The following is a 26,189-nucleotide window of genomic DNA, read 5'->3' on the forward strand; positions in this document are numbered from 1 at the left end:
TTCACAAACTCGCATGTCCGCCGGAGGAGCCGTGGCCACCATCGCCACGGGATGTGTCACCGAGACCGGCCTCGTCGAAGGACGTGACCTCGACCAGCTCGGGCAGCTCGACCCGCTGGACCAGCAACTGCGCGATGCGGTCCCCGCGGTGCACGACGATCGGCACCTGCGGATCGAGGTTGATCAGCGCCACCTTGATTTCACCGCGGTACCCGGCGTCGATCGTCCCCGGGCTGTTGACGATCGAAAGCCCAACGCGGGCAGCCAAACCCGAGCGCGGGTGCACCAGACCGACCATCCCGTGCGGAATGGCCGCCGCGATGCCGGTCGGCACCAGCGCACGCTGGCCGGGGGCCAGTTCGATGTCGAGCGCACTGAATAGGTCGATGCCCGCGTCGCCGTGATGGGCGCGGCTGGGCATCGGCAGATCAGGGTCGAGGCGGACGACCGCCAGGGTGGTGGGCACGACGTCAGAGATTACTCTTGGCCGCGTGTCCGACACGCGCGCCACGTCGCAATCCGTGCGCTACCGCGAGCGGCTTTGGGTGCCGTGGTGGTGGTGGCCGCCGGGCCTGGGCCTCGCGGCGTTGATCGCCGTCGAAATCGAGATGGGCGTGCCCGGGGTGCCCGGATGGCTGCCTTATGCCCTGCTGCTGCCGGTCGCGGCCGTCGTCCTGCTGTGGCTGGGCCGGACCGAGGTGCGGGTCGTCGGCGGACCGGACGGCACCGAGCTCTGGGCCGGGGCCGCGCACCTTCCTGTCGATGTGGTCGCGCGCTCGGCCGAAGTGCCGCGCAGCGCCAAATCCGCGGCGCTGGGCCGTCAGCTGGACCCGGCCGCCTTCGTCGTACATCGCGCCTGGGTGGGTCCGATGGTTCTGCTGGTGCTCGACGATCCAGATGATCCGACCCCGTATTGGCTGGTCAGTTGCCGGCATCCGGACCGGGTGCTGTCCGCTCTGCGCAGTTGAACTGCGAATCCAGACCGCGCAGCTAGGCCGCGCAGTCCGAGCAGATCATGACGCCGTTCTTCTCGCTGGCCAGACGGCTGCGGTGGTGTACCAAAAAGCAGCTCGAGCAGGTGAACTCGTCGGCCTGCTTGGGAATCACCCGCACCGACAGTTCTTCGCCGGACAGGTCAGCGCCGGGCAATTCGAAGGACTCCGCGGACTCCGACTCGTCGACATCGACAACCGCCGACTGGGCCTCGTTACGCCGCGCCTTCAACTCCTCGAGCGAGTCTTCCGAGACGTCATCGGTCTCGGTCCGCCGTGGGGCGTCGTAATCGGTAGCCATCTCGTCCCCTCCGAATAAAGCTTGTGCGACAGAGCTTTGTACCAGCGTCGAACGCATCCGCCAAACGATTCGTGCCCGTATTGATACCCGTTCCACTGTGATTTATGTCACAGGTCGTATCGTGCCACGCGAACAAGGCGGCACCTGGGGCTTTAGAGTGCACTCGTGGTCGCGCAAATCACCGAGGGAACCGCGTTCGACGAGCACGGTCGCCCCTTCCGCCGGCGGTACTACCTGCCGGGAATCGTGTTGTTCGTCGCGCTGTCGGTGGTGACGCTGTTCGTCTGGGTCGTCGCGCTGAACCGTCCCGCCGACGTGCAGGAGGCGGCCATCTGCAATCCGCCGCCCGCGCCCGCCGACCCGGCCGCGCCCGCCCCGACGCTCGGTGAACAGGTCTCGCGCGCCGACATGGTCGACGTGGCTCCCGCCCGCCTCGCCGATACGAAGATCAAGGTGCTCAACGCCAGTGGCCAGGGTGGACAGGCCGCCGAGGTGGCCAGTGCGCTGAAGGATCTGGGGTTCGCCGAACCGACCGCGGCCAACGATCCGCTCTATGCCACCGCCCGCCTCGAGTGCCAAGGCCAGATCCGGTTCGGCGAGGCCGGACGCGCCGCGGCGGCCGCGGTGTGGCTGGTCGCGCCGTGCACCGAACTGTTCCAGGACGGCCGCGGCGACGACAGCGTGGACCTCGCCCTCGGTACCGAGTTCACCGAGCTGAGCAGCAGTGACGCCATCGAGGCGGTGCTCGCGAGCCTGCGCCCGGATGCCACCCAGCCGGCCGATCCGGATCTGTTGTCGGAGATCCACTCGGGCGCCTGCTGAGCCTGTAATCGGTTGTCCGGCAACCGCTTCTCGAAGACCTACACCGCGCCCGCGCGGCGCAGCGCGGCGTCCAGGGCGGCCGCGACGGCCGGCGCTGCGGCCACGATGAAGCCGGGACCGCCCGCCGACCCCTCCCCCGGCGGCAGGCGCAACGTGGCGCCCGCTTCGGCGGCGATCAGCGCCCCGGCCGCCCAGTCCCACAGGTGCACGCCGTCCTCGTAATAGGCATCGAGTTGACCCGCCGCCACCATGCACAGATCCAGCGCACACGAGCCGATGCGGCGCACGTCACGCACCGCGGGAAGCATCCGGGTCAGCACCTCGGCCTGTCGGGCCCGCTGCTCGCGGTCATAGGAAAATCCGGTGCCCAGCAACGACATTGACAAATCGTCGGCTGTGGTTGTGCGCAGCGGCGTGGTCGCGTCCGCGTGTCGCCGATGCGCGCCGTGGCCGACCGCCGCCGAGTACACCGCGCCGGTCGGCACGTTCGCGACGGCACCGGCCAACGAGACGCCGTCGCGTTGCACGGCGACCGAGACCGCATAGGCGTCCAACCCGTAGACGAAGTTCACCGTGCCGTCGATCGGGTCGAGCACCCAGGTCAGTTCGCCCTCTTGGGCCGGAGTCCCGCCTTCTTCTTCGCCGAGCACATGTTCGCCGGGACGGAGCACGGCAAGCCGGTCGCGGATCAGCCGTTCGGTTTCGGTGTCGACGATCGTGACCGGGTCGGTCGGCGAGCTCTTGGTCCTTACCCCGGGCGTGTCCGGTGACGACGCGGCGTCACCGAAAACCTCTGCGCGACGGCGTCGCACGAAGGCGGCCGCCTCGGTGGCCAGTTGCTCGGCGACCGAGCGCAGCAGGACGGGATCGGCGTCGTTGTCGGGCATTGACCCATCGCAGCATGTCCGGCCGACGTTGTCGCGACCTGCTCGCCCGACAGCCACGCGCAGCCTTCCGCGAGCCACTAAGGTGTGGGTCGCACGAAATCTCGGGCACGCCCTGGCTGAACTGGAGGAGCGCTCATGACCGCGACCGATTCGCCCTCCGTCGCGCCGAGCACCGCCGAGGGCCAACGCCGCGGGTTCGGCGTCGATGTGGGCGGCAGCGGCGTCAAGGGCGGCATCGTCGACCTGGACACCGGCCAGTTGATCGGTGAGCGGTTCAAGCTGCCCACGCCCCAGCCGGCGACGCCCGACGCGGTCGCCGAGACCGTCGCCGCGGTGGTCCGTGAGTTCGGGTGGACCGACAAGCTGGGGGTCACCTATCCCGGCGTGGTGACCGACGGGATCGTGCGCACCGCGGCCAACGTCGACAAGCGCTGGATCGGCGTGAACGCCCGCGATGCGATCGTGAACCATCTCGGCGGGCAGCAGGTGACGGTTCTCAACGACGCCGACGCCGCCGGGCTGGCCGAGGAGAAGTTCGGCGCGGGCCGGGACAACACCGGCGTCATCGTGCTGTTGACCTTCGGCACGGGCATCGGTTCGGCGGTCATCCACAATGGTGTCCTGCTGCCCAACACCGAGTTCGGTCACATCGAGGTCGGCGGCAAGGAAGCCGAGCACCGTGCGGCGTCGTCGGTCAAGGAACGCAAGGACTGGAGCTACGAACGCTGGACCGTCGAGGTGACAAAGGTGCTGGTAGCGATCGAGAACGCGATCTGGCCCGACCTGTTCATCGCGGGCGGCGGCATCAGCCGAAAGGCCGAGAAGTGGATTCCACTGCTGAAGAACCGCACGCCGGTGGTCGCCGCGGCGCTGCAGAACACCGCGGGCATCGTCGGTGCCGCGATGGCTGCTGCGGTGGACGTCACAGCTACTGCCAAGTAGCCACGCCCGGAACCTGCAATTTGCCGCTCGAGGCGGCGTTATCCCACACTGTCGTTACAATGGTCGACGGCGGCCGCAGCCCGGATAGCGGCGATTATCAACCGCCAATATTCGACAGCCGACGCTCCTCGATGGGGACACCCATGCCCACCGACGAGTAGCACAAGGAAAGGGTGTACGTGGCAGCGACAAAGGCAAGCCCGGCGACCGATGAGCCGGTGAAGCGCACCGCTACCAAGGCCGCCCCCGCCAAGAAGACAGCGGCGAAGCCCGCCAATGCGACGGCGCCGGCCAAGAAGGGCGCCAAGGCGCGCACGGCTACCAAGGCACCCGCAAAGAAGGCCGCCAAGACCGCGGTGAGCCGCGAAACGGGTGCCACCGCGACCAAGGCACCGGCCAAGCGAGCGACGAAGGCCGCGAAGTCAGCTGCGCCCCGCGGTCGCGCCAAAAAGGCCACCGCCGCCGATCCGGACACCACCAAGACCGACGTCGAGTCCGACGAACTCGAGACCGACGAGCTGGAAGCCGAGCCCGGCGACGACCTCGCGGTCGAGGAGGCCGACATCGACCTCGACGATCTCGAGGACGCCGTCGACGAGCCTGCCGAGGACGTTGCCGAGGCCGCCGACGGCGACGCCCCCGTGGCGGAGTCCGCCGATGAGGCTGCCGCTGCCGAGGACGACGAGATCGCCGAGCCGTCGGAGAAAGACAAGGCCTCCGGTGACTTCGTCTGGGATGAGGAGGAGTCCGAGGCGCTGCGGCAGGCTCGCAAGGACGCCGAGCTCACCGCGTCGGCCGACTCGGTCCGCGCCTACCTCAAGCAGATCGGCAAGGTCGCGCTGCTCAATGCCGAGGAAGAGGTCGAGCTGGCCAAGCGCATCGAGGCCGGTCTCTACGCCACCCAGCTGATGGCCGAGATGACCGAGCGCGGCGAGAAGCTGCCCGCCGCGCAGCGCCGCGACATGATGTGGATCTGTCGCGACGGTGACCGCGCGAAAAACCATCTGCTGGAAGCGAACTTGCGTCTGGTGGTGTCGCTGGCCAAGCGCTACACCGGCCGCGGCATGGCGTTCCTGGACCTCATCCAGGAAGGCAACCTGGGTCTGATCCGTGCCGTCGAGAAGTTCGACTACACCAAGGGTTACAAGTTCTCCACCTACGCCACCTGGTGGATCCGCCAGGCGATCACCCGCGCGATGGCCGACCAGGCGCGCACCATCCGTATTCCGGTGCACATGGTCGAGGTGATCAACAAGCTCGGCCGCATTCAGCGTGAGCTGCTGCAGGATCTGGGCCGCGAGCCGACACCCGAAGAGCTGGCCAAAGAGATGGACATCACGCCGGAGAAGGTGCTGGAGATCCAGCAGTACGCGCGTGAGCCGATCTCGTTGGATCAGACCATCGGTGACGAAGGTGATTCGCAGCTCGGTGATTTCATCGAGGATTCCGAGGCTGTGGTGGCCGTCGACGCGGTGTCCTTCACGCTGCTGCAGGATCAGTTGCAGTCGGTGCTCGAGACGCTGTCCGAGCGTGAGGCCGGCGTCGTGCGGCTGCGGTTCGGGCTCACCGACGGGCAGCCCCGCACGCTCGACGAGATCGGTCAGGTGTACGGCGTGACGCGCGAGCGTATCCGCCAGATCGAATCGAAGACGATGTCGAAGTTGCGCCACCCCAGCCGTTCTCAGGTGCTGCGCGACTACCTGGACTGAACGCCTACGTCGGCGTCGGCGTCGGCGCGGGTCCGGTCTTGGTCAGCATCATGTCGTTGTAACCGTTGTACGCCTCGCCACATATCCCGGGTTCGTAGAAGGACTGCACGGCCTCACCCGTCGCGGCGTCCCATGCGTAGTTCATCGGCAGATCGTGCTTCGAGCCGTCCTCGCACACGAGCGCATCACGGGTCAGGGCTTCGCGGGCGATCCACCAGCCGACCTGCCAGTAGGCGTTCGCACTCCATACCGGGGACTTCCGCTCGGTGTCGGCCGGATCGTATTCGGTGACATGCACACACTGGAACGCGTCGCCCTCGCAGGGTGTGACGACCCACGTCTTCGTACCCCACTCGTATTCGGCGTCGTACGTGCCGACCGCATTCGCCGTGATCTGGTCCGTGCCGTATGCCGGCGCAGCGAACGCAACCGCGACTACGCCCGCCGCGAGAACAGACGCCGGAGTTGCTCCCCTGAATCCCATGGCGCTCCTCGATATCTGCCGCTGCGTAGAGGGAAGTATGCATCACGGGCAAGCGAGCCCGGACGGAAGTCGCGAGTGTCGGGTTGTTACACGCGATTTCGCGTCAGGCGTGTATCAACCACACACTCGTCGTGAATTGGGTGCCGGGTCCGATCGGGATCATCGCTTCTTGTCGCGCACCTTGTACGTCGACGGCCAGGACTCGCGAGTCTCGTCACCGGTCAACGGAATTCCCTTGCTGCCGATTTTGATGTCGTAAGCCTCCTTGCCCGGGCCAACCTCGCGATTGGCGTGTTCGGTGGCCAGGTATATCAACTGATCGATCTCCGCCTCCGCGAACGCGACGAACGACGTCTTGCGGACGATGTCGTCCGCACCGGCCGCGATCCGGTCCGGTAGCACCCTCGTCGCAAACGCCGCGGCGGCCAACAACGCGAACGGGATCACCCAGTAGCAGATGAACGACAGCGGGGTCTTGGTGTCCAGGATGGTCGCGTCGCCGTACACGATCGGCGGGATCGCCGACGACAGCGTCATGCCGCCGAACGCCGCCACCCAGATCCAGGTCAGCAGCGAGGTGATCTTCGCGAAGAGGTCGCTTTTGACGACGTGTGGCGGCTGGCCGACCTCGGCGAACTCACGCACAAACGGCTTGCCGATCAGCACGCCGGTGAGTGTCACCAGGAAGATGCCGGCGCTGCTCAGCGGCTGCATCCACTGTTCCATGAACGACCGGTCGAGCGTGAAGGTCAACACGGTCAACACCAAAAAGGTTGCCAGCGCGCCTATTTCGAGTACCCGACCCGGTCCGCCGCGCACCTGCCCCAGCACGAATGCCGCGACCGCGACCGCCAGGGCGGTCAGTACCGCGACGGTGAACGGAACGTTGCCGATGAGCACCCAGTAGACGATCCAGGGTGCGAGACCTAACAGAATGCCCACGATTTGTAAGTGTACGTAGAAGCCCTCGGGCCGCGGACCGTGAACACCACGGCGCGGGCGAGGCCGCCTAGGGTGTGAGCGGAGCGAACCGGCCGTCGGCCCCGGGCAGATACGGCGTGACGCGTATCACAGCGTCCGTTGGCAAAGGCCCATACAGATGTGGGAACACCATTCCCACTGGATCAGCGGGCATACCGGGTTCCCAGCGAACGGGAGAGGACAGTTGCGCGGCGTCGATGTGCAGCAGCACCAGGTCGGTACGACCGGCGTAGAGCCGGTTGGCCGGCAGGTGTACCTGCTCGGCCGTCGAGAGGTGGACAAACCCGTTCGCGCCGAGCGAATCGGGGCGATGCGCGCCGAGCGCTTGTGCCGATCGCCACTCGTCCGTGCTACACAGGTGGACCAGCACTGGCGGCGAGTGGTTCATATCGCCAGCCTGCCGTGTCGGCAACTCGAGGTAACGGTGAGACACGACACACCGGTAAACCCCTTGGGAACAACGCCGGAAGCCAATACGTCTGAGACAGTAGATGCACGCGAACAGTACGGAGGTCCGCAATGACGAACGCAACGCTCACTAGTCCCCCGTTGAGCCGGGCTGACCGCTGCGATCGTTGCGGTGCCGCCGCCCGGGTTCGCGCGACGCTTCCGTCGGGAGCGGAGTTGCTCTTCTGCCAGCACCACGCCAACGAGCACGAGACCAAGCTGATCGAATTGGCCGCCGTTCTCGAAGTCAGCCCGGTGGAGGCATAACGCCCGACACGGCGCAGAGCCGCACTGGGCAGGAGCACACTTCGTCAGGAATGCTGGACTGGTCATGACCGACCAGCCCCAGCCGTTGCCGCGCAAGCCGTCACGCCACCACATTCGACACATTCTGCGGCGCACCTTGTCGAAGAGCTGGGACGATTCGATCTTCTCGGAGTCCGCGCAAGCTGCGTTCTGGTCAGCGTTGTCGCTGCCGCCGCTGCTGCTCGGCATGCTCGGCAGCTTGGCGTACATCGCTCCGCTGTTCGGTCCGGAGACTCTTCCGACCATCGAGACCCAGATCATCGACACGGCCGGCAGGTTCTTCTCGACCAATGTCGTCGCCGAGATCATCGAGCCGACGATCCGCGACATCGTCAAGGGCGCCCGCGGTGAAGTGGTCTCGGTCGGCTTCGTGATCTCGCTGTGGGCGGGCTCGTCGGCGATCTCGGCGTTCGTCGACTCCATCACCGAGGCTCACGACCAGACTCCGCTGCGCCATCCGGTCCGCCAGCGGTTCTACGCGCTCGGCCTCTATGTGGTGATGTTGGTCGTCGCGATCCTGACCGCGCCGTTCATCGCGTTGGGCCCGCGCAAGATCGCCGAGTACCTACCCGACAGCTGGGACCGCATCCTGCAGTTCGGCTACTACCCGGTGCTGATCTTCGGGCTGGTCGTGGCGGTCAACATCCTCTACCGGGTGTCGCTGCCGAAACCGTTGCCGTCGCACCGGCTTCTGCTGGGCTCGATACTGGCCACCGCGGTGTTCCTGGCGGCGACGTTCGGGCTGCGCTTCTACCTGACGTGGATCACCGCGACCGGCTACACCTACGGCGCCCTGGCGACGCCGATCGCCTTCCTGTTGTTCGCGTTCTTCCTCGGGTTCGCAATCATGATCGGCGCCGAACTCAACGCCGCCGTGCAGGAGGAGTGGCCGGCCGCCGAGACGCATGCCAAGCGGTTCCGCTGGTGGCTCGAAGAGAAGGCCGAGTCACGCAATGGGGCGCGGACGACCGAGGGGGTCTCACCCGAGACGGCAGCAGACGGGATTACTTCTTGAGCTTCTCGTAGATGCGCTTGCACTCCGGGCACACCGGCGAGCCCGGTTTGGCCGACTTCGTCACCGGAAAGACCTCGCCGCACAGTGCGACGACGTGGGTGCCCATCACTGCGCTCTCGGCGATCTTGTCCTTCTTGACGTAATGGAAGTACTTCGGGATGTCGCTGTCGGTCCCGTCGTCGACGCGTTCGTCGGTGTCGGTGCGCTCGATGGTCTGGGTCTGCATGACAACCATTTTGCCCGTAAGGAAACCGACCCGTACAGCGGAGCGACAATGTGCGACAGTGGAGGTATGAAACACGGCCCCGAGCTGAGTTTCGACGACGACGGCCGGCCCGTCTTGATCACTCGCGCCGCGCCCGCCTACGAAGAACAACACCGTCAACGGGTACGCAAGTACCTGACCATCATGTCGTTTCGCATTCCGGCTCTGGTGCTGGCTGCGATCGCGTACGGCATCTGGCACAACGGCTTGATCTCGTTGGGAATTCTGGTGGCCTCGATTCCGCTGCCATGGATCGCCGTGCTCATCGCCAACGACCGTCCGCCGCGGCGTCCGGAGGAACCGCGGCGCTACGACGCGCAGCGCCGCGCTGCGCAGTTCCCGACCGCCGAACGGCCGGCGTTGGAACACGGCCTGAAAAGTGACGGGGTCTCCCCGCCGCAACCGGATGGACCCGCCCGCAACGGCGATGTTCCCAGCTGAGCCGCTTCTGTTCCTTTTCTAAGGACATTCTCAGGTCGGCGGCGAGAAACCGCTGATCAGAAGGTGTGAACCGGTCGAGGGCCGGGAACTCTTACGTCCTCGTGGGCGTTGTAGCTCATGACAGTGCGACTTGATCAGGAGGCCGTCATGGCAAATGCCAGCACCATCCGCGTCGACCAGGACCTGGACGCGCAGAGTCCAGCGGCTGACCTCGTACGCGTGTATCTGAATGGCATCGGCAAAACGGCCTTGCTCAACGCCGCCGACGAGGTCGAGCTCGCAAAACGCATCGAGGCAGGGCTTTACGCCAAGCATCTGCTCGAAACACGGAAGCGCTTGGGCGAGAACCGCAAACGTGATCTTGCCGCGGTGGTCCGCGACGGTGAGGCTGCGCGACGCCATCTGCTGGAAGCCAACCTGCGCCTTGTGGTGTCGCTGGCGAAGCGCTACACCGGCCGCGGCATGCCGCTGCTGGATCTGATCCAGGAAGGCAACCTGGGTTTGATCCGCGCGATGGAAAAGTTCGACTACAGCAAGGGATTCAAGTTCTCGACGTACGCCACGTGGTGGATCCGGCAGGCGATCACCCGTGGGATGGCCGATCAGAGTCGCACGATCCGGCTGCCGGTGCACCTCGTCGAGCAGGTGAACAAGCTCGCCCGGATCAAGCGTGAGATGCATCAGAACCTCGGCCGCGAAGCGACCGACGAGGAACTGGCGGCCGAGTCCGGCATTCCCGTGGAGAAGATCACCGATCTGCTGGAACACAGCCGCGACCCGGTGAGCCTCGACATGCCGGTCGGCAGCGACGAGGAAGCGCCGCTGGGCGACTTCATCGAGGATGCCGAGGCGATGTCCGCCGAGAACGCCGTGATCTCCGAACTGCTGCACACCGACATCCGGCACGTGCTCGCGACCCTCGACGAACGCGAGCAGCAGGTGATCCGGTTGCGCTTCGGCCTCGACGACGGTCAGCCCCGCACTCTCGACCAGATCGGCAAGCTCTTCGGGCTCTCCCGTGAGCGGGTGCGACAGATCGAGCGCGAGGTCATGGCCAAGCTGCGCAACGGTGACCGCGCCGACCGCTTGCGGTCGTACGCCAGCTAGTCCGTCGACGACGCCTCCCCGCCGGGACGACCGGCGGGGACGCGTCTCGTCGCGCGCCCAGGGGCCGGTGTCGCGGACGTAACAACGCAGTTCAGGCCCTCACACCGGTAGACTCATCGCTGACGGAGGGTTAGCGAATGAATGATCTAGTCGACACCACAGAGATGTACCTGCGGACGATCTACGACCTCGAAGAAGAGGGCGTGGTGCCTTTGCGTGCACGCATCGCGGAGCGTCTGGATCAGAGCGGCCCCACCGTCAGCCAGACCGTGTCCCGCATGGAGCGCGACGGCCTACTGCACGTCGCCGGCGATCGCCACCTCGAGCTCACCGACAAGGGCCGCGCCCTGGCCGTGGCCGTCATGCGCAAGCACCGGCTCGCCGAGCGACTGCTTGTCGACGTGATCGGGTTGCCCTGGGAGGAGGTCCACGCCGAGGCCTGCCGGTGGGAACACGTGATGAGCGAAGACGTCGAACGCCGACTCGTTCAGGTTCTCAACAACCCCACCACCTCGCCCTTCGGTAACCCGATTCCCGGCCTCTCGGAGTTGGGCCTGATCAACTCGTCGCCGGGCGACGGATTGAACTTGGTCCGGCTCACCGAGCTGCCCGCCGGTATGCCCGTCGCGGTCGTGGTGCGGCAGCTGACCGAGCACGTCCAGGGTGACGTCGATCTGATCAGCAGGCTCAAGGATGCGGGCGTGGTGCCCAACGCCCGCGTGACCGTGCAGACCAACGAGCACGGCGGGGTGATGATCGTGATCCCCGGCCACGAGCAGGTCGAGTTGCCCCACCACATGGCGCACGCCGTCAAGGTCGAGAAGGTCTGACCCGCGATCTGATTCGCCGGAGCGAGCGCCCGCCGGGCCGCGGTCAACCGGCCCGCCGACCGAACACCTGTCGCGCCGGTAAGCGCACTCCCAGTTGGTCGGCCAACCGGTAGCCCGTGGTGGCCAGCTCACGAATGCGTTCGGGCCGCAACCCCGATTGCAGCGCGGTGTCGAGCATGCCCGCCATCCGATGCGTGCCGTCGCACCGTAGCGCCGCCTCCAGCGACACCCCCGCCAGCGGACCGTCACCCCGCGAATAAGCCGAAAAAGCCAGCAGCACAAGCGCTTCCACCCGCCACGGTTCGGGGAGCCGCCGGGACAGCTCAGCCCACAACGACTCCGCGGCTGTCGCGCTCTCCCCGACCGCCAGCGCGTAGAGCGTGTCGCGCACCTGCAGGTCGGTCAGCGCGGCCGCGATCCGGGCCACAACTGGATCCGGCAACTCTTCACCGTCGGCGACCCGGGCCGCCGTTGCGATGACGGACTCGATATCCCGGCGCGCGTCGGCGTGCGACCGACCCGACTGCGCGTCGGCGATGGATCCGGCCAACGCCGCGGCGCGGGCGGAATCGGTGACCGCTATCACGTCCTGAAGCTCGGCGCGCCGGGCGTAGAGCCTGCGCCCGTCGAGCACGGCGGCCATCGCGAGCGGCGACGCCGACGGGTCCTCCACGGTGCCCGCCTCGCCGCAACCGTCGGCGCAGTGCCACCGCCCTCCTGCCGCGACGCGGTCGACGACGTGCGCGGCGAGCAGTTCGATGCCGTGTCCGGCCAGGGCCGCCGCCAACATCGCGGCGAGTTCGCCGTACTCGTCGTTACACAGGCGGCAGCCGGCGCCGTCCTCGTCGACGATGACGGCGATCGCCGAGTCCGGTCTGGCGGCTGCGGCCACCTCGGCGATGTGGTCGACGGACTCGGGCAACTCATCGGAGAGGTCCACACGCATGACGCATCCCAGCGCGCCACGCTCCACGGTTACGAGCACGAGGGATTTCTCCGGGACGAAACCCAGGACGGCGGGCAGCGCCGCGATGAGGACTGCGGGGCGGTTCAGTTGGAAATCGGGTGATGGTGAGGTCGTCATGGGCCGACCTTCCCCGGCCGCTCGGACGCCCAGCGTCCGTCGCGGGTCGCAGCCGGCGAAGCTGTGGATCAATTCGAGGTTGGGGATGAAACTCATCCCCGGTGCCGCCTGTCGGCCTGCGGAATCCGCCCAACCGGCGTACACCTTGTTGCTATGGGTGCCGTGGGTTCCATGCTGGAGTACGACCTCGTTGTCCTCGGTTCCGGTCCCGGCGGTCAGAAAGCCGCGATCGCCGCTGCGAAGCTCGGCAAGACGGTCGCCGTCGTCGAGCGGGGCCGGATGCTGGGCGGTGTTTGCGTGAACACCGGAACCATCCCCTCCAAGACGCTTCGCGAGGCGGTCGTCTACCTCACCGGCATGAGCCAGCGCGAGTTGTACGGCGCCAGCTACCGCGTCAAGGAGAAAATCACGCCCGCCGACCTGCTTGCGCGCACGGCGCACGTGATCGGCAAGGAGCAGGACGTCGTCCGCTCGCAGTTGATACGCAACCGCATCGACCTCTTCCAGGGCCACGGCCGGTTCATCGATCCGCACACCGTGCTGGTCGAGGAACCCACCCGCGGTGAGCGCACCACGGTCAGCGGCGAATACGTCGTGATCGCCACCGGCACCAAACCGGCCCGGCCGGCCGGCGTCGAGTTCGACGAGGACCGCGTGCTCGACTCCGACGGGATCCTTGACCTCAAGTCGCTGCCCGCGACGATGGTCGTGGTCGGCGCGGGGGTGATCGGGATCGAGTACGCGTCGATGTTCGCCGCGCTCGGCACCAAGGTCACCGTGGTGGAAAAGCGCGACACCATGCTGGATTTCTGCGACCCGGAGATCGTGGAAGCGCTCAAGTTCCACCTGCGCGACTTGGCGGTGACGTTCCGGTTCGGCGAGGAGGTGACGGCCGTGGACGTCGGCGCGGCGGGCACCGTCACCACGCTCGCCAGCGGCAAGCAGATCCCCGCCGAGACCGTGATGTACTCGGCAGGCAGGCAGGGCCAGACCGAACACCTCGACCTGGCCAACGCGGGCCTGGAAACCGACGCGCGCGGCCGCATCGACGTCGACAGCAACTACCAGACAAAGGTCGACCACGTCTATGCCGTCGGCGACGTGATCGGCTTTCCGGCGTTGGCCGCCACCTCGATGGACCAGGGCAGGCTCGCGGCCTACCACGCGTTCGGCGAGCCCGCCAAGGGCATGACCGATCTGCAGCCGATCGGCATCTATTCGATTCCGGAGGTGTCCTATGTCGGCGCCACCGAGGTCGAGTTGACCCGCAACGCGATCCCGTACGAAGTCGGGGTGTCGCGCTACCGGGAGTTGGCCAGGGGCCAGATCGCCGGTGACTCCTACGGCATGCTCAAGCTGCTGGTCTCGACCGACGACCTGAAGCTGCTCGGCGTGCACATCTTCGGCACCAGCGCCACCGAGATGGTGCACATCGGTCAGGCCGTCATGGGCTGCGGGGGCACCGTCGAGTACCTTGTCGACGCTGTGTTCAACTACCCCACCTTCTCCGAGGCCTACAAAGTCGCCGCGCTGGACGTGATGAACAAGCTGCGGGCGCTCAACCAGTTCCGCACCTAGCCGCGCGACGATCAAGCGGCGAGGGACGAGCCGCGTTGAGGAGTGCGGCCATCGGATACACCGGCAAACAATTCGCTGGATCGGGCGTGGGATGACCGGCAACGGGAACGCAACGTGCGCGAGACTAGTTGTCACAGGTACGGAGGCACTCACTGTCTTGGCACCACCGCGAGGAGGCGAGGTTCGATGGCTGACCGCCCAGAACACCCTGGTAACCCCGACCAGCACTACCAGCCGGAACAATCCGGCATGTATGAGCTGGAGTTCCCCGCACCCCAACTGTCCTCGACGGATGGCCGCGGCCCGGTGCTCATCCATGCCCTGGAGGGGTTCTCCGACGCCGGACACGCCATCCGGTTGGCCGCCCAGCACCTCAAAGACACGCTCGACACCGAGCTGGTGGCGTCGTTCGCGATCGACGAGCTGCTGGATTACCGATCCCGACGTCCGTTGATGACCTTCAAGACCGACCACTTCACGCACTACGAGGACCCCGAACTCAACCTGTACGCGATGCGCGACAGCGTCGGCACCCCCTTCCTGCTTCTCGCCGGGCTGGAACCCGACCTGCGCTGGGAGCGGTTCATCACCGCCGTTCGGCTACTGGCCGAACGGCTCGACGTCCGCCGGGTCGTCGGACTGGGCACCATCCCGATGGCCGTGCCGCACACCCGACCCATCACCATGACCGCGCACTCCAGCGACAAGGAGCTCATCGCCGACCACCAGCCGTGGGTGGGAGAAGTACAGGTCCCCGCCAGCGTGTCGAATCTGCTCGAGTTCCGGATGTCGCAGCACGGACACGAAGCCGTCGGGTTCACCGTGCACGTACCGCACTACCTCGCGCAGACCGACTACCCCGCCGCGGCAGAGGCGTTGCTCGCCGAGGTGGCCAGGAACGCTTCGCTGGAGATCCCACTGGAGGCACTGGTGGCGGCGGGTGCCGAAGTGCTGGCCAAGATCAACGAGCAGGTCGAACAGAGCCCCGAGGTCGCGCAGGTGGTGGCCGCCCTCGAGCGCCAGTACGACGCCTTCGTCGCCGCCCAGGAGAACCGGTCGCTGCTGGCCAGCGACGAGGACCTGCCCAGCGGCGAAGAACTCGGCGCGGAGTTCGAACGGTTCCTCGCCCAGCAGGCCGAGAAGAAGTCCAGGGATCCGTTCCAGGACGGCGACGACGCCGGTTGACCACGTCGCTCGACAATCAGCGTCAATAATTAGCGCGTCTCGCGAACGCCAGCTAAGTTGGCGCAATGGCCGCGCGAAAGCCGAACCTCCGCCCGGTACGGGAACTGACGCCGATCCTGCAGTACCGCACCATCCACGGCTATCGCCGGGCGTACCGCGTGGCGGGTTCGGGCCCCGCGATCCTGCTGATCCACGGCATCGGCGACAACTCCACCACCTGGAATGCGGTGCAGGCGAAGCTCGCCCAGCGGTTCACCGTCATCGCGCCCGACCTTCTGGGCCACGGAAAATCCGACAAACCGCGCGCGGATTACTCGGTCGCCGCCTACGCCAACGGGATGCGCGACCTGATGAGCGTCCTGGACATCGACCGGGTCACGGTAATCGGTCATTCCCTCGGTGGCGGGGTGGCCATGCAGTTCGCCTACCAGTTCCCGCAACTGGTCGACCGGCTCATCCTGGTCGGAGCGGGCGGGGTCACCAGGGACGTCAACATCGCGCTGCGCTTTGCTTCGCTGCCGATGGGCAGTGAGGCACTGGCGCTGCTACGACTGCCGCTGGTGCTGCCGACACTGCAGGTGGTGGGCCGCGTCGCCGGCGGGGTGTTCGGATCCACCGGCCTGGGCCGCGACCTGCCCCAGGTGTTGCGCATTCTCAATGACCTGCCCGAACCGACTGCGTCTTCGGCGTTCGCCCGCACACTGCGTGCCGTCGTGGACTGGCGCGGTCAGGTCGTGACCATGCTGGACCGCTGCTACCTGACGCAATCGGTTCCGGTGCAATTGATCTGGGGCAGCGGTGACGCCGTGATCCCGGTAAGTCACGCCCGGATGGCACACGCCGCGATGCCCGGTTCGCGGTTGGAAATCTTCGAGGGTTCCGGCCATTTCCCGTTCCACGACGACCCTGACCGTTTTGTCGAGGTGGTGGAGAAGTTCATCGACGGCACCGAACCAGCGGTCTACGACCAGGAGTACCTACGCGGGCTGTTACGGGCGGGCGTCGACCAGGGCACGATCTCCGGCTCGGTCGACACCCGGGTCGCGGTGCTCGACGCGATCGGCGCCGACGAGCGCAGCGCCACCTGACCGCCGGACCGACCGCGGCCTCGCCGCTGCGATGCCACTAAGAAGTAGCATCGGCCCCATGGCTATCGACGTGAGCGTGCTGCGCGTCTTCACCGACCCTGACGGCAACTACGGAAACCCGCTCGGCGTCATCGACGCCAGCGTCGTCGACCCGGACGCCCGCCAACGGATAGCGACCCAATTGGGTTACAGCGAAACGATATTCATCGATTTGCCGACAGCCGGCACCAGCACGGCGCACGCCCACATCCACACGCCGGCCGTCGAACTGCCGTTCGCGGGACATCCCACCGTCGGCGCGGCCTGGTGGCTTCGCGAACGAGGCACGCCAATTCACACGCTGAGGGTTCACGCCGGCATTGTGCAGGTGTCCTACACCGACGACCTCACCTCGGTCAGGGCGCGAGCGGAGTGGGCGCCGGAATTCGCCGTCCACGACGTCGCCTCCGTCGACGACCTCCTCGCTGCCGACCCGGCCGATTACCCGGACGACGTCAACCACTACCTGTGGACGTGGGTCGACCGGGAACAGGGGATGGTGCGGGCGCGGATGTTCGCCACCGACCTCGGCGTGCCCGAGGACGAGGCCACCGGCTCCGCCGCCGTCCGGATCACCGACTATCTGAGCCGCGACCTCACGATCGTGCAAGGGAAGGGTTCGCACATCCACACCGAGTGGAGCCCCGATGGCTGGGTGCGCGTCGCGGGCCGCGTCGTCAGCGACGGCGTCAAGCAGATCGATTGAGTTTCGCCCCTGCGGCTGCTCAGCTGGCGGTCGGCTGCGGTGAATCGCGATGCGCGCGCAGCGCCTCGATTTCGCGCTCGAAGTCTTCCGCCGAGGTGAACCCCCGGTACACCGAGGCGAAGCGCAGGTACGCCACTTCGTCGAGGTCACGCAGCGGGCCCAGGATGGCCAGGCCCACGTCGTGGCTCGGCACCTCGGGCGAACCGGCGGCGCGCACAGTGTCCTCGACCTGCTGCGCCAGCAGGTTCAGCGCATCGTCGTCGACCTGGCGGCCCTGGCACGCTCGACGTACGCCCTTGACCACCTTCTCGCGGCTGAACGGCTCGGTGACACCGCTGCGTTTGACGACCGCCAACACCGCGGTCTCCACCGTGGTGAACCGTCTTCCGCATTCGGGGCAGGAGCGCCGCCGCCGGATCGCCTGACCTTCGTCGGTTTCACGCGAGTCGACCACTCGTGAATCGGGGTGACGGCAGAACGGACAATGCATCACCGCTCCTTCGCCGCGCCAACAAACGACCAACTCGAACCTCTCCGAGCGTACCTGCGGCACGCTCCTGAAACCCGTGACCGGGGTGATCGGCACGTAGGCCGACGATCTGTCGGTGAACACGATTGCGCGCCAGGCGTTCCACGAGCCGGCCGGCGATCAGCCGACCGGGGCGATGAGCGTCTGCCCCGCATCCAGCGCAGCCGAGTCGAGCTGGTTGAGCTCGCGAATCCGGTCCGCCACCTGACCCACCGGGGCGTCGGGCGCCACCCGCTGCGCCACCTGGTGCAGGCTCTCGCCGCTCTGCACCTGGACCACTGCGAGCCGATCGGGAACGGCTTCCGCGCCGGCGCCGACCACCCCGCCGAACTGTGCCACCAGGCCGAGCCAAACCGTGATCCCGGCGGCCACCAGCGCCAGGAGCACCGTGGTGCCCGGGGTGATGGGCCGCCGGCGGTGCGAGGCGCGCGACATCAGCACGCCGGTACCGCGGTACCGGACCGATGCTCCGCGGGGCCTGCCGGGCCGCGGGCCCCGCCGGGCGTCGGTGGGCCTGATACGGGGCCTGACCACCGGCGGGCCCTGAAATTCCCTGGTGTCGAGAGTCGTCATCGTGATGCCTTCCGGTCCGCTGCTTTCGCTCCTGTGTTCGAACATACTCGCTCATGCGTTCGAGCGATAGAACATGTGATCGAACTGTTGCCAACGATAAAACAGGCCACCGACAAAAAATTTGGGTCCGCTTTCGGGGGGCTCAAGTGGGCTCAAATGGTCCGACACACCTCGAACACATGTTTGATTAATCGCGTGCCGCGGGTTACATTCGGCGTCATGGATTCCAGCAGCGGTACTTCGGACGGCGCCGGCGGGGGGCGGGCACTCGATGGCCTAACCGAACGCCAGCGCACCATTCTCGACGTGATCCGGACATCGGTCACCACACGCGGCTATCCCCCGAGCATCAGGGAGATCGGCAACGCAGTCGGGCTGACTTCGACGTCGTCGGTGGCGCATCAACTGCGCACCCTGGAACGGAAGGGTTACCTGCGGCGTGACCCCAACCGACCGCGCGCCGTCGACGTGCGTGCTGCCGACGAGGCAGTGACCGCCATCGTCGCCACCGAGGTCGCGGGCTCCGACGCGCTACCGGAGCCGACGTTCGTGCCTGTGCTCGGACGGATTGCCGCCGGCGGGCCGATCCTCGCCGAAGAGGCTGTCGAGGACGTCTTTCCGCTGCCGCGCGAGCTGGTGGGTGAGGGCTCGCTCTTCCTACTCAAAGTCGTCGGCGACTCGATGGTCGACGCGGCGATCTGCGACGGCGATTGGGTGGTCGTGCGTCAGCAGAACGTCGCAGACAACGGCGACATCGTGGCCGCGATGATCGACGGCGAGGCCACCGTGAAGACGTTCAAGCGCACCCGCGGCCAAGTGTGGCTGATGCCGCACAACCCGGCCTTCGATCCGATCCCGGGTAACGACGCCGCGGTTCTCGGCAAGGTCGTCACCGTCATCCGGAAGATCTAGTCGGCTTTGACGAACCCGTTCGTGCGCGCGAATTCCTCGCTGGAGAACCAAATCTCGGCGCGCACCTCGTCGTAGTCGGCGGTGCCCGGCAGCCAGTACCGGCCGGACTGGGTGTCGGCCTTGATCGGGTATCCCTGCGGCGCCTCATCGGAACCGCCGACCGGTAGGCGGAATGCGGGACTCGGCACTTCCGGTTCGTCGACGATGATCTTGGCGTGACGGCCGGTGTCGGTCAGTGGATCCCGTTGGAAGCGTTCGGGTTCGGACTCAGGTTCGACTGGTTCGGCGAACGTATCGTGTCCGGCGGAAGGCTCGTCATCGATCGGTCCGTCGATCGGTTCGCCGGTCGTATCGCGCTCGACGACCGTCGGCGGTATCAGCGTCGGGGCTGTATCGACGTTGTCGGGATTCTCCTCCGGCTCGCCAGCGCCCTCGCCGAGACCCTCGCCAAGGCCATCGTCGACGCCCTCGGCGGCGTGGCCCGGCGCTGCCGCCTCGTCGCCGCGTTGCGGCGCCCCCCAGGGGTCGAAGGACGAGCCGGCAGACTCCCCCGATGGTGCGAGCGCCCCAAGCCCCTCGCTGGCATACCGGTCGCCGAACATCGCCGCGGAGTAGTCGCCGCCGCTGGATGCCTGCTCCCCGGCGCCCGCCGTGCTGTAGACCGGCTCGCCGTCGGCGCCGTACCGGCCGTAGTCCTCGTCGAAGCCGGGATGATCGTCGGCGCCGTGGCGGCGGTTACGCATGGCCGCGAACGCCACCAGGGCGAGGAGCACGAGCACCGGCACGATCGCCAGCAGCCACCACCAACTCCACTCGAACCAGCCGTTGTCGCCGGCGGAGTCCGAGGCCTGCGGCGCGCCCGGTGTTTCGGGGGTCTGCTGGGCGGGCACCTCGAGGCCGGCCAACCCGGCCGCCAGATTGGCCGGCTCGGTGCTGAACTCGCCGGTCGACCGGTCCCAGGAGATCACCCCGCCGCTGAACCGCTGGGTGACGACGTCGCCCTTCTCGGTCTGGTCGGCCACCGGTGCGCCGAGCTTGCCCTCGGCGCCGTCGAGCTTGTCCCAGGCTGCGCTCATCGCGCCGCGCACCAGGACCGCGCCATGATCCGGCGTCCAGAAGATCACCGGCTTGTCTTCGGCGGCGAACCTCGCCACGCGACTTGCGGTGGGCAGTCCTCCGTCGGCCTCGCTGGACACCGGGAACCCGAGCTCCCCCTCGGGCCCACCGAGGCTTTCGTACTTGGCGAGAACCTGACCGGTGACCACCCTCGCGCCGGTGGCCGGACTGTAGAAGATCTTGCCGCCGGCGAAGTTCTGCCCGAGGCCGTCCTCGCCGATCTGATAAGGCGGTCCTTCCGCGGCGCCGAGCGGTCCCAGCGGTCCGCCGGCAGCGCGGCGGGCCGCATTGATCTGCGCAGTCGGATCGTCCGGCACCTGCAGATCGGTCAACTGCTCGGCCAGTTCGGGCGGCACGGTGGTGAACGTCTTGTCGCGGGTGTTGTAGGTCAGCTCGCCGCCGGTGAACTTCTGGGAGATGAGATCTCCGCGGTAGGTCTCGTCGCCGGCGGGCACTCCCAACGCTCCCGTCGAGCCGCCCAACTTGTCCCACGCGGCGTTGATCGGGCCACGCACCACCCGCGCGCCGGTCTCCTGCGTCCAGAAGATCACCGGCTTGTCGCTGGCGCTGAACGTGGAGTTGAAGCTGCCCGGAGCGCGTCCGGGCCCGTCGTCGATGGTGGGGAAACCCAAGTCGCTGTCCGCGGGCCCACCGAGCGATTCGTACTTCTCCAGGATGGCGCCGCGCATGTAGTGGGCGCCGGTCTCGGGCGTGAAGAACATCTTGCCGCCGGCGAAGTTCTGCGCGAAGCCCTTACCCGCCGGATACACATCGCCCTGTTTGGGTCCCAGCGGGCCGCCGTCGCCGCCGCTGGCTTCCCAGGCCGCCGTGATGGCCGCATTGGCGGCATCGGATTCCGGCGTCGCGCCGGCCACCGGCGCCAAGAGCAGGGCGACGGCTGCGAGCAGACCTATCGCCATCCGGCCCCACACCGTCGTGCCTCGGCTGTTCTGCCCGATCATTCGTCCTCCCTGGTCGGCACGAAATTTCGCTCGAAGATTTCGCGCCCGTCAACTGTGTTGTCAGCAGACGTCAATAACCAACGAACACGCCGATCTTGGAAAGAAAATACCCGCCAATCCCCCGTTCGCTGTGGATAACCCCGCCGTGCCGCTCGGATTTGTCTGGAAACAACCCCAAGCCCGAGGCCGATGACTTTGCCCATGCGCCACCGTCTGCGAACCCCAAACAGTTTGCGCGTGTGCACCGTTGGAGCCTCGTGCCACGCGATATCACGGATATACCCGTAGCCAGCGCGCAATTGCGAGTCCCCCGATGATCATTTCCGCGTGCATTTCCGACGAATACGATTTCGTCCACGGCGCTGAGCCCATCTGATCGACATCGTCCCTCCGCCGGCGGCTGATCGCCGACACAGCGAGCCGAACAGATCGGCTGCGACGGAAGGATCTCGATCAGCCCAATCAGAGCTCGTTCTGGCGCGCAGTACCCGACAGCGGAATGGTTCGACATCCAGCGACCAAAGGAGTGTGACCTAGCCCACTCTTCGTTTGCCGGACAACGCGCTCAGGGAACCCCTGGGCCACTACCGAACCGAAGGGGAGGAACACCGTGTCCGACAAGAACAACAGTGGGCCAGAAGAAGCCGTCAAGGGTGTCGTCGAAGGCGTGAAAGGCAAGGCCAAAGAGGTCCTCGGTGCCGTCGCGGGCCGCGACGACCTGTACCGCGAGGGTCAGGCGCAGCAGGACAAGGCAGACGCGCAGCGCAACGCCGCTCAGAAGGAAGCCGAAGCCGAGAGCGCCCGCGCCGCCGCGAAGACCGCCGAGAAGCGTCAAGAGGCCGAGCAGCGGCCATCGGGCGAGCGCGACTAGTTCGGACCACAGGAAAGGCGCAGAGGGGCAATCCCTCTGCGCCTCTTCGCTTGTGGGGACGGTTTAGAACGTCGCGTAGTCGCGCAGGGCGGCGGCCAGCGGGACCGGCACCCGGGCCTTGATCCGAGTGCCCTCAGCGGTGTGCTCGGTGGCGTCGACCCGCCCGTCGGCGTGCACCCGGTTCACCAGATCCCCTCGGTCGTACGGGATCGTCACGTCGACCATCGCGTCCGTCGGCGTGATCAATTCCGCCATCCGCTGCTGCAGCCGATCCAGCCCGTCACCGGTGCGGGCAGAAACGAACACGGCATCAGGCAGGGCGCGGCGCAACTGTGCCAGAGTGAGACCGTCGGCGGCGTCGATCTTGTTGACCACCAACAGTTCCGGTGCCGGGGCGCCGTCGTGGTCGGCCTCGCTCGATGTCGCCGCCGGAGCGGCTCCCATGACGTCGTTGACCACTTCGCGCACCGCATTGATCTGGGCCAGCGGGTTGGCGTCGGACCCGTCGACGACATGCACCAGCAGATCGGCGTCGACGACCTCTTCCAACGTGGAGCGGAACGCCTCCACCAGCTGGGTCGGCAGGTGGCGCACGAATCCGACCGTGTCGGTCAGCACGAACGGCCTGCCATCGGCGAATTCGCCTCGGCGCGTTGTCGGTTCGAGGGTGGCGAACAACGCGTTCTCGACCAGGACCCCCGCGCCGGTCAGCGCGTTGAGCAGACTCGACTTGCCCGCGTTGGTGTATCCGACGATGGCGATCGACGGGACCTCGCTGCGGCGCCTGCCACTGCGCTGCGTATCGCGGATCTTCTTCATGTCCTTGATGTCTCGGCGCAGTTTGGCCATCCGCTCGCGGATGCGGCGACGGTCGGTCTCGATCTTGGTCTCACCGGGACCGCGGGTACCCACGCCGCCGCCGGCTCCGCCGGCGCGACCGCCGGCCTGTCGCGACATCGACTCGCCCCAGCCGCGCAGCCTGGGCAACATGTACTCCATCTGCGCCAGCGTGACCTGCGCTTTGCCTTCCCGGCTGGTCGCGTGCTGGGCGAAGATGTCGAGGATGAGCGCCGTGCGGTCGATCACCTTGACCTTGACCGCCTTCTCCAACGCCGTCAGCTGGGCGGGGCTGAGTTCACCGTCACAAATGACGGTGTCCGCGCCGGTCGCGAGCACGATCTCGCGCAGTTCGGCGGCCTTCCCCGAGCCGATGTAGGTGGAGGCGTCCGGTTTGTCCCGTCGCTGAATCAGTCCTTCGAGCACCTCCGAGCCGGCGGTCTCGGCGAGCGCGGCCAGTTCGGCCAGGCTGGCCTCGGCGTCGGCAGAGCTGCCTTCGGTCCAAACCCCTACCAGCACAACGCGTTCCAAGCGCAGTTGGCGATACTCGACCTCGGAGACATCGGCGAGTTCGGTCGACAGACCGGCCACGCGGCGCAGCGCCGTGCGGTCTTCGAGGGCCAGCTCGCCCGCGCTCGGGGTGTCGCGGATCGGGAAATCGGGATACGTCATGGGCGAATAGAGATTCGCACGGAGATCACTTTTCATGCACCCCAATTAACGTTGCGCAACGCTCCACCATTCCTCGGACAGCTCGCCGTGCGCCACCAGAATCGACGGGCCACGCAGGTAACTGCTGGCCTCGGTGATGGTGACGCAGACCTCGCCGCCCGGAATCCGCACGTCGAGGGTGCCGGTGGTGACACCGGAGAACGCCAGCGCCGCGACCGCGGCCGCGACGGTGCCGGTACCGCATGACCGGGTCTCCCCGACGCCGCGCTCGTGCACCCGCATGGACACCGCACCGTCGTGGGGCGCCGTCAGGACCTCGATGTTCACGCCCTCGGGGAACTGCGCATCGTCGAACGACACCGGCGCTGCAACATCGAGCGCGAGCAACTCTTCGAGCGTCATGTCCGGGTCCACGCACGCCAGGTGCGGGTTGCCGACGTCCACCGCCAGGCCGGCGAACGGCCGTCCGCCGACGATCGCCTCGCCGCCACCCAACTGGTTCACCTTGCCCATCTCGACGGTGACGTCGGCGGTCGTCGTGTCCCAGTCGTGCAGCACCACCGGCCGCGGGCCAGCCAGCGAGCCGACCACGAACTCATCGGTGGGCTCCAAGCCGGTGGCACGCAGGTAATGGGCGAACACCCGCACGCCGTTGCCGCACATCTGGGCGATCGAGCCGTCGGCGTTGCGGTAGTCCATGTACCAGTGCTCGGCCTCGACGCCCTCGGGCAGCTGTTCGAACAGCCCGGCTCGCCGGGCCGCTTCGGCGGTGGTCACCCGCAGCACACCGTCGGCGCCCAGCCCGCGGCGCCGGTCGCACAGTGCGGCCACCACTTCCGGAGACAGCTTCAACTCGAAGTCGATGTCGGGGAGCAGCACGAAGTCGTTCTGCGTGCCGTGTCCCTTGGCGAACTTCACGTGTTCAGGGTACGTCGCGCCACACCCGCAGCGTGTCCTCGACCAGATCCGATGCGGCGCCGTCGAGCCAGGTGATTCGGTGGTCGCGGCGGAACCACGACCGCTGCCGCCGGACGTAGCGTCGGGTGCCGACGAACGTCGGTTCCCGGGCGGCGGTGCCGTCGCCACCGGCGTCGAGGTCGGCGAGCACCTGTGCATAACCCAGCGCCCGTGAGGCGGTGACACCCTCGCGCAGTCCGCGAGCGAGCAGTGTTTGCACCTCGTCGACGAGCCCGTCGGCGAACATCTTGTCGGTCCGTTTTGCCAACCGGTCGTCCAGAGACGTTGTCTCCCAATCGAGCCCGATTATCGCGGTGTCCCAGCGCGGGGTGCCGATCGGCGGGAACGACGCCGCGAACGGCTGGCCGGTCAGTTCGACGACCTCGAGCGCGCGCACGATGCGACGCGCGTCGGTGGGCATGATGGCCGCGGCGGCGTCGGCGTCGACCCGCGCCAGCTCCTCATGCAGCGCGCTCACCCCGACCTCGGCGAGCCGCTGCTCCCACCGGGCGCGCACCGCCGGGTCGGTGGCCGGGAAGGTCCAGTCGTCGAGCAGCGACTGGACGTACATCATCGAGCCGCCGACCACCACCGGCACGGCACCGCGATTCCCGATCGCCTCGACGTCGGCGGCGGCCGCCTGCTGGTAACGAGCGACGCTGGCCGTTTCCGTCACGTCCAGCACGTCGAGTTGGTGGTGCGGGATGCCGCGACGCTCGTCGACCGTCAGCTTCGCGGTGCCGATGTCCATGCCGCGGTACATCTGCATCGCGTCCGCATTGACGATCTCGCCGCCGAGCCGCTCGGCGACGGCCAACGCCAGCGCCGACTTGCCGGTGCCGGTCGAGCCGACGATCGCGATCGGCCGGTTCACGGCTGCCAGACGCCGGCGAAATACCCGACGCCGTAGGGCGCGCCGCGGTAGAGCTCCTTGGCCGACCGCGGTTCAGCCAGGCCGGCGAGCACCTGGTAGGCCACTCGGCCGACGACGTTGCCGGGCAGCCGGGCCAGTGCCGCGGCGTCGCCAGTCGCCAACGCCTCGTCCAGCTCGGCCTGCACGGAGACGGATTCGGGGTCGAAACCGCCGGGCGCGGACTGGGTCAAAGTGGTCAGCCCGTCGGCGACGACCAGCACCCCGATGGCGTCGGCGGCCTCGTCGATCTCGGCCCGCAACCGCCTGCCGCGGGCCAGTGCGGTGTCGGCGTCGTGCGCGTCGGAGTAGACCCGCACGTCGGCGCGGGCGTCGGCGCGCGCCGCACCGCGCACCCAACCGGTGATCAACGCGCACAACGGCAGTGCGGCCGGGTCTCCGTCGGCGCCGGGCGACAACGAGACCCGCAGATCGACGCCGTAGCCGGCGAACGTGCCGACACGGTGGGCACCGATGTCGGCGTCGGTGTGCCCTACCCCGACGGCGATCCAGCGCGGCGGCAGCCCGGCGACCGCCGTGAACACGGCGTCGCGAAGATCGGCCAGCTCAGGGGCGGCCCCCGCGGCCAGTTCGGGCACCATGACCGGTGGCGACGGGACGATCGCGATCGCGCTCAGCAC

At 67.4% G+C, this 26,189-nt stretch carries 30 protein-coding genes; 15 read left to right on the forward strand and 15 right to left on the reverse strand.

Translation table 11 applies throughout. From position 1 onward, the window contains the following. Nucleotide 1: 1 nt before the first annotated feature. On the reverse strand, nt 2-466 hold the full coding sequence (gene dut, locus AU185_RS14055; RefSeq protein WP_059099839.1) for a dUTP diphosphatase: 465 nt from the start codon (nt 464-466) through the stop codon (nt 2-4). A gap of 25 nt (nt 467-491) precedes the next feature. On the opposite strand from dut, the gene AU185_RS14060 reads away from it, so the two are divergent. Further along, nucleotides 492-968 carry a DUF3093 domain-containing protein gene (locus AU185_RS14060; RefSeq protein ID WP_059099838.1) on the forward strand — a complete coding sequence of 159 codons (477 nt, stop codon included), beginning with the start codon at nt 492-494 and terminating at the stop codon, nt 966-968. A gap of 22 nt (nt 969-990) precedes the next feature. Here AU185_RS14060 and AU185_RS14065 read toward each other — a convergent pair whose 3' ends face one another. Then, the gene (locus tag AU185_RS14065; RefSeq protein WP_014815424.1) at nt 991-1,293 is read right to left on the reverse strand and encodes a DUF4193 domain-containing protein; all 303 of its coding nucleotides are present in this window, start codon (nt 1,291-1,293) and stop codon (nt 991-993) included. 165 nt (nt 1,294-1,458) lie between these two features. Here AU185_RS14065 and cei point away from each other — a divergent pair, with 165 nt between their 5' ends. Beyond that, nucleotides 1,459-2,115 carry an envelope integrity protein Cei gene (gene cei, locus AU185_RS14070; protein ID WP_059099837.1) on the forward strand — a complete coding sequence of 219 codons (657 nt, stop codon included), beginning with the start codon at nt 1,459-1,461 and terminating at the stop codon, nt 2,113-2,115. A 38-nt stretch (nt 2,116-2,153) separates the two neighbouring features. Here cei and AU185_RS14075 read toward each other — a convergent pair whose 3' ends face one another. Continuing rightward, a complete protein-coding gene (locus AU185_RS14075) occupies nt 2,154-3,002 on the reverse strand; it encodes an inositol monophosphatase family protein (protein WP_059099836.1) in 849 nt (282 codons plus the stop codon). A gap of 135 nt (nt 3,003-3,137) precedes the next feature. Here AU185_RS14075 and ppgK point away from each other — a divergent pair, with 135 nt between their 5' ends. Beyond that, nucleotides 3,138-3,944 (forward strand): polyphosphate--glucose phosphotransferase, encoded by an 807-nt coding sequence (gene ppgK, locus AU185_RS14080; RefSeq protein ID WP_059099835.1) that lies wholly within the window; start codon nt 3,138-3,140, stop codon nt 3,942-3,944. Between the two features lie 179 nt (nt 3,945-4,123). Then, complete coding sequence (locus AU185_RS14085; RefSeq protein ID WP_059100140.1) at nt 4,124-5,653, forward strand: RNA polymerase sigma factor; 1,530 nt, start codon at nt 4,124-4,126, stop codon at nt 5,651-5,653. Nucleotides 5,654-5,657: 4 nt separating this feature from the next. Here the strand turns inward: AU185_RS14085 and AU185_RS14090 are convergent, their stop codons facing one another. The 3 genes from AU185_RS14090 to AU185_RS14100 form a co-directional block, all read right to left on the reverse strand. Continuing rightward, complete coding sequence (locus tag AU185_RS14090) at nt 5,658-6,137, reverse strand: hypothetical protein (RefSeq protein ID WP_059099834.1); 480 nt, start codon at nt 6,135-6,137, stop codon at nt 5,658-5,660. 159 nt (nt 6,138-6,296) lie between these two features. Then, nucleotides 6,297-7,079 (reverse strand): hypothetical protein, encoded by a 783-nt coding sequence (locus tag AU185_RS14095; protein WP_059099833.1) that lies wholly within the window; start codon nt 7,077-7,079, stop codon nt 6,297-6,299. A gap of 67 nt (nt 7,080-7,146) precedes the next feature. Further along, a complete protein-coding gene (locus AU185_RS14100; protein ID WP_059099832.1) occupies nt 7,147-7,506 on the reverse strand; it encodes a DUF952 domain-containing protein in 360 nt (119 codons plus the stop codon). 131 nt (nt 7,507-7,637) lie between these two features. On the opposite strand from AU185_RS14100, the gene AU185_RS14105 reads away from it, so the two are divergent. Further along, nucleotides 7,638-7,832 (forward strand): DUF7455 domain-containing protein, encoded by a 195-nt coding sequence (locus AU185_RS14105; RefSeq protein ID WP_059099831.1) that lies wholly within the window; start codon nt 7,638-7,640, stop codon nt 7,830-7,832. A gap of 64 nt (nt 7,833-7,896) precedes the next feature. Beyond that, nucleotides 7,897-8,886 (forward strand): YihY/virulence factor BrkB family protein, encoded by a 990-nt coding sequence (locus AU185_RS14110; RefSeq protein ID WP_059099830.1) that lies wholly within the window; start codon nt 7,897-7,899, stop codon nt 8,884-8,886. On the opposite strand, the gene AU185_RS14115 is transcribed toward AU185_RS14110, so the two are convergent. Then, nucleotides 8,876-9,112: a DUF3039 domain-containing protein gene (locus AU185_RS14115; protein WP_059099829.1), complete on the reverse strand. Its 237-nt coding sequence runs from the start codon at nt 9,110-9,112 to the stop codon at nt 8,876-8,878. The two genes, AU185_RS14110 and AU185_RS14115, sit on opposite strands and share 11 nt — an antisense overlap. Before the next feature lie 66 nt (nt 9,113-9,178). Here AU185_RS14115 and AU185_RS14120 point away from each other — a divergent pair, with 66 nt between their 5' ends. The 3 genes from AU185_RS14120 (at nt 9,179) to AU185_RS14130 (ending at nt 11,529) form a co-directional block, all read left to right on the forward strand. Then, nucleotides 9,179-9,592, forward strand: coding sequence for a DUF3099 domain-containing protein (locus tag AU185_RS14120; RefSeq protein ID WP_059099828.1), 414 nt, complete (start codon nt 9,179-9,181; stop codon nt 9,590-9,592). Nucleotides 9,593-9,739: 147 nt separating this feature from the next. Next, the gene (gene sigB, locus AU185_RS14125; protein WP_059099827.1) at nt 9,740-10,699 is read left to right on the forward strand and encodes a sigma-70 family RNA polymerase sigma factor SigB; all 960 of its coding nucleotides are present in this window, start codon (nt 9,740-9,742) and stop codon (nt 10,697-10,699) included. Nucleotides 10,700-10,836: 137 nt separating this feature from the next. After that, nucleotides 10,837-11,529 carry an iron-dependent transcriptional repressor DtxR gene (locus AU185_RS14130; protein WP_059099826.1) on the forward strand — a complete coding sequence of 231 codons (693 nt, stop codon included), beginning with the start codon at nt 10,837-10,839 and terminating at the stop codon, nt 11,527-11,529. A gap of 43 nt (nt 11,530-11,572) precedes the next feature. Here AU185_RS14130 and AU185_RS14135 read toward each other — a convergent pair whose 3' ends face one another. After that, the gene (locus AU185_RS14135; protein ID WP_059100139.1) at nt 11,573-12,613 is read right to left on the reverse strand and encodes a DUF4192 domain-containing protein; all 1,041 of its coding nucleotides are present in this window, start codon (nt 12,611-12,613) and stop codon (nt 11,573-11,575) included. Nucleotides 12,614-12,784: 171 nt separating this feature from the next. Between AU185_RS14135 and sthA the strand changes: the two genes are divergently transcribed. The 4 genes from sthA (at nt 12,785) to AU185_RS14155 (ending at nt 17,209) form a co-directional block, all read left to right on the forward strand. Continuing rightward, nucleotides 12,785-14,191: a Si-specific NAD(P)(+) transhydrogenase gene (gene sthA, locus AU185_RS14140; RefSeq protein ID WP_172800232.1), complete on the forward strand. Its 1,407-nt coding sequence runs from the start codon at nt 12,785-12,787 to the stop codon at nt 14,189-14,191. 186 nt (nt 14,192-14,377) lie between these two features. After that, complete coding sequence (locus AU185_RS14145) at nt 14,378-15,376, forward strand: proteasome assembly chaperone family protein (protein ID WP_059099825.1); 999 nt, start codon at nt 14,378-14,380, stop codon at nt 15,374-15,376. A gap of 65 nt (nt 15,377-15,441) precedes the next feature. Then, nucleotides 15,442-16,464 (forward strand): alpha/beta fold hydrolase, encoded by a 1,023-nt coding sequence (locus tag AU185_RS14150; RefSeq protein ID WP_059099824.1) that lies wholly within the window; start codon nt 15,442-15,444, stop codon nt 16,462-16,464. Between the two features lie 58 nt (nt 16,465-16,522). Then, a complete protein-coding gene (locus tag AU185_RS14155; protein WP_059099823.1) occupies nt 16,523-17,209 on the forward strand; it encodes a PhzF family phenazine biosynthesis protein in 687 nt (228 codons plus the stop codon). 19 nt (nt 17,210-17,228) lie between these two features. Here the strand turns inward: AU185_RS14155 and nrdR are convergent, their stop codons facing one another. Beyond that, nucleotides 17,229-17,699 carry a transcriptional regulator NrdR gene (nrdR, locus tag AU185_RS14160; RefSeq protein WP_059100137.1) on the reverse strand — a complete coding sequence of 157 codons (471 nt, stop codon included), beginning with the start codon at nt 17,697-17,699 and terminating at the stop codon, nt 17,229-17,231. A gap of 159 nt (nt 17,700-17,858) precedes the next feature. After that, entirely contained in the window at nt 17,859-18,311 is a 453-nt protein-coding gene (locus tag AU185_RS14165; RefSeq protein ID WP_059100136.1) for a LysM peptidoglycan-binding domain-containing protein, read from the reverse strand. Between the two features lie 219 nt (nt 18,312-18,530). On the opposite strand from AU185_RS14165, the gene lexA reads away from it, so the two are divergent. Next, entirely contained in the window at nt 18,531-19,223 is a 693-nt protein-coding gene (lexA, locus tag AU185_RS14170) for a transcriptional repressor LexA (protein ID WP_059099822.1), read from the forward strand. Here lexA and AU185_RS14175 read toward each other — a convergent pair. Further along, a complete protein-coding gene (locus AU185_RS14175) occupies nt 19,220-21,301 on the reverse strand; it encodes an LGFP repeat-containing protein (protein WP_172800388.1) in 2,082 nt (693 codons plus the stop codon). The two genes, lexA and AU185_RS14175, sit on opposite strands and share 4 nt — an antisense overlap. 610 nt (nt 21,302-21,911) lie before the next feature. Here AU185_RS14175 and mbp1 point away from each other — a divergent pair. Next, nucleotides 21,912-22,172 (forward strand): microaggregate-binding protein 1, encoded by a 261-nt coding sequence (gene mbp1, locus AU185_RS14180; protein ID WP_059099821.1) that lies wholly within the window; start codon nt 21,912-21,914, stop codon nt 22,170-22,172. Between the two features lie 63 nt (nt 22,173-22,235). Here the strand turns inward: mbp1 and hflX are convergent, their stop codons facing one another. Genes hflX through AU185_RS14200 form a run of 4 tightly spaced genes read right to left on the reverse strand, consistent with a single transcriptional unit; the run spans nt 22,236 to nt 26,189 of the window. After that, a complete protein-coding gene (gene hflX, locus AU185_RS14185; protein WP_059099820.1) occupies nt 22,236-23,681 on the reverse strand; it encodes a GTPase HflX in 1,446 nt (481 codons plus the stop codon). Between the two features lie 45 nt (nt 23,682-23,726). Beyond that, a complete protein-coding gene (dapF, locus tag AU185_RS14190) occupies nt 23,727-24,599 on the reverse strand; it encodes a diaminopimelate epimerase (protein WP_059099819.1) in 873 nt (290 codons plus the stop codon). Nucleotides 24,600-24,603: 4 nt separating this feature from the next. Next, nucleotides 24,604-25,512 (reverse strand): tRNA (adenosine(37)-N6)-dimethylallyltransferase MiaA, encoded by a 909-nt coding sequence (miaA, locus tag AU185_RS14195; protein WP_059099818.1) that lies wholly within the window; start codon nt 25,510-25,512, stop codon nt 24,604-24,606. Then, a complete protein-coding gene (locus AU185_RS14200) occupies nt 25,509-26,189 on the reverse strand; it encodes a class III extradiol ring-cleavage dioxygenase family protein (protein WP_059100134.1) in 681 nt (226 codons plus the stop codon). The genes miaA and AU185_RS14200 overlap by 4 nt, the downstream gene beginning before the upstream one ends.

The sequence above is a fragment of the Mycobacterium sp. GA-0227b genome (assembly GCF_001499855.1).
GTDB lineage: Bacteria > Actinomycetota > Actinomycetes > Mycobacteriales > Mycobacteriaceae > Mycobacterium.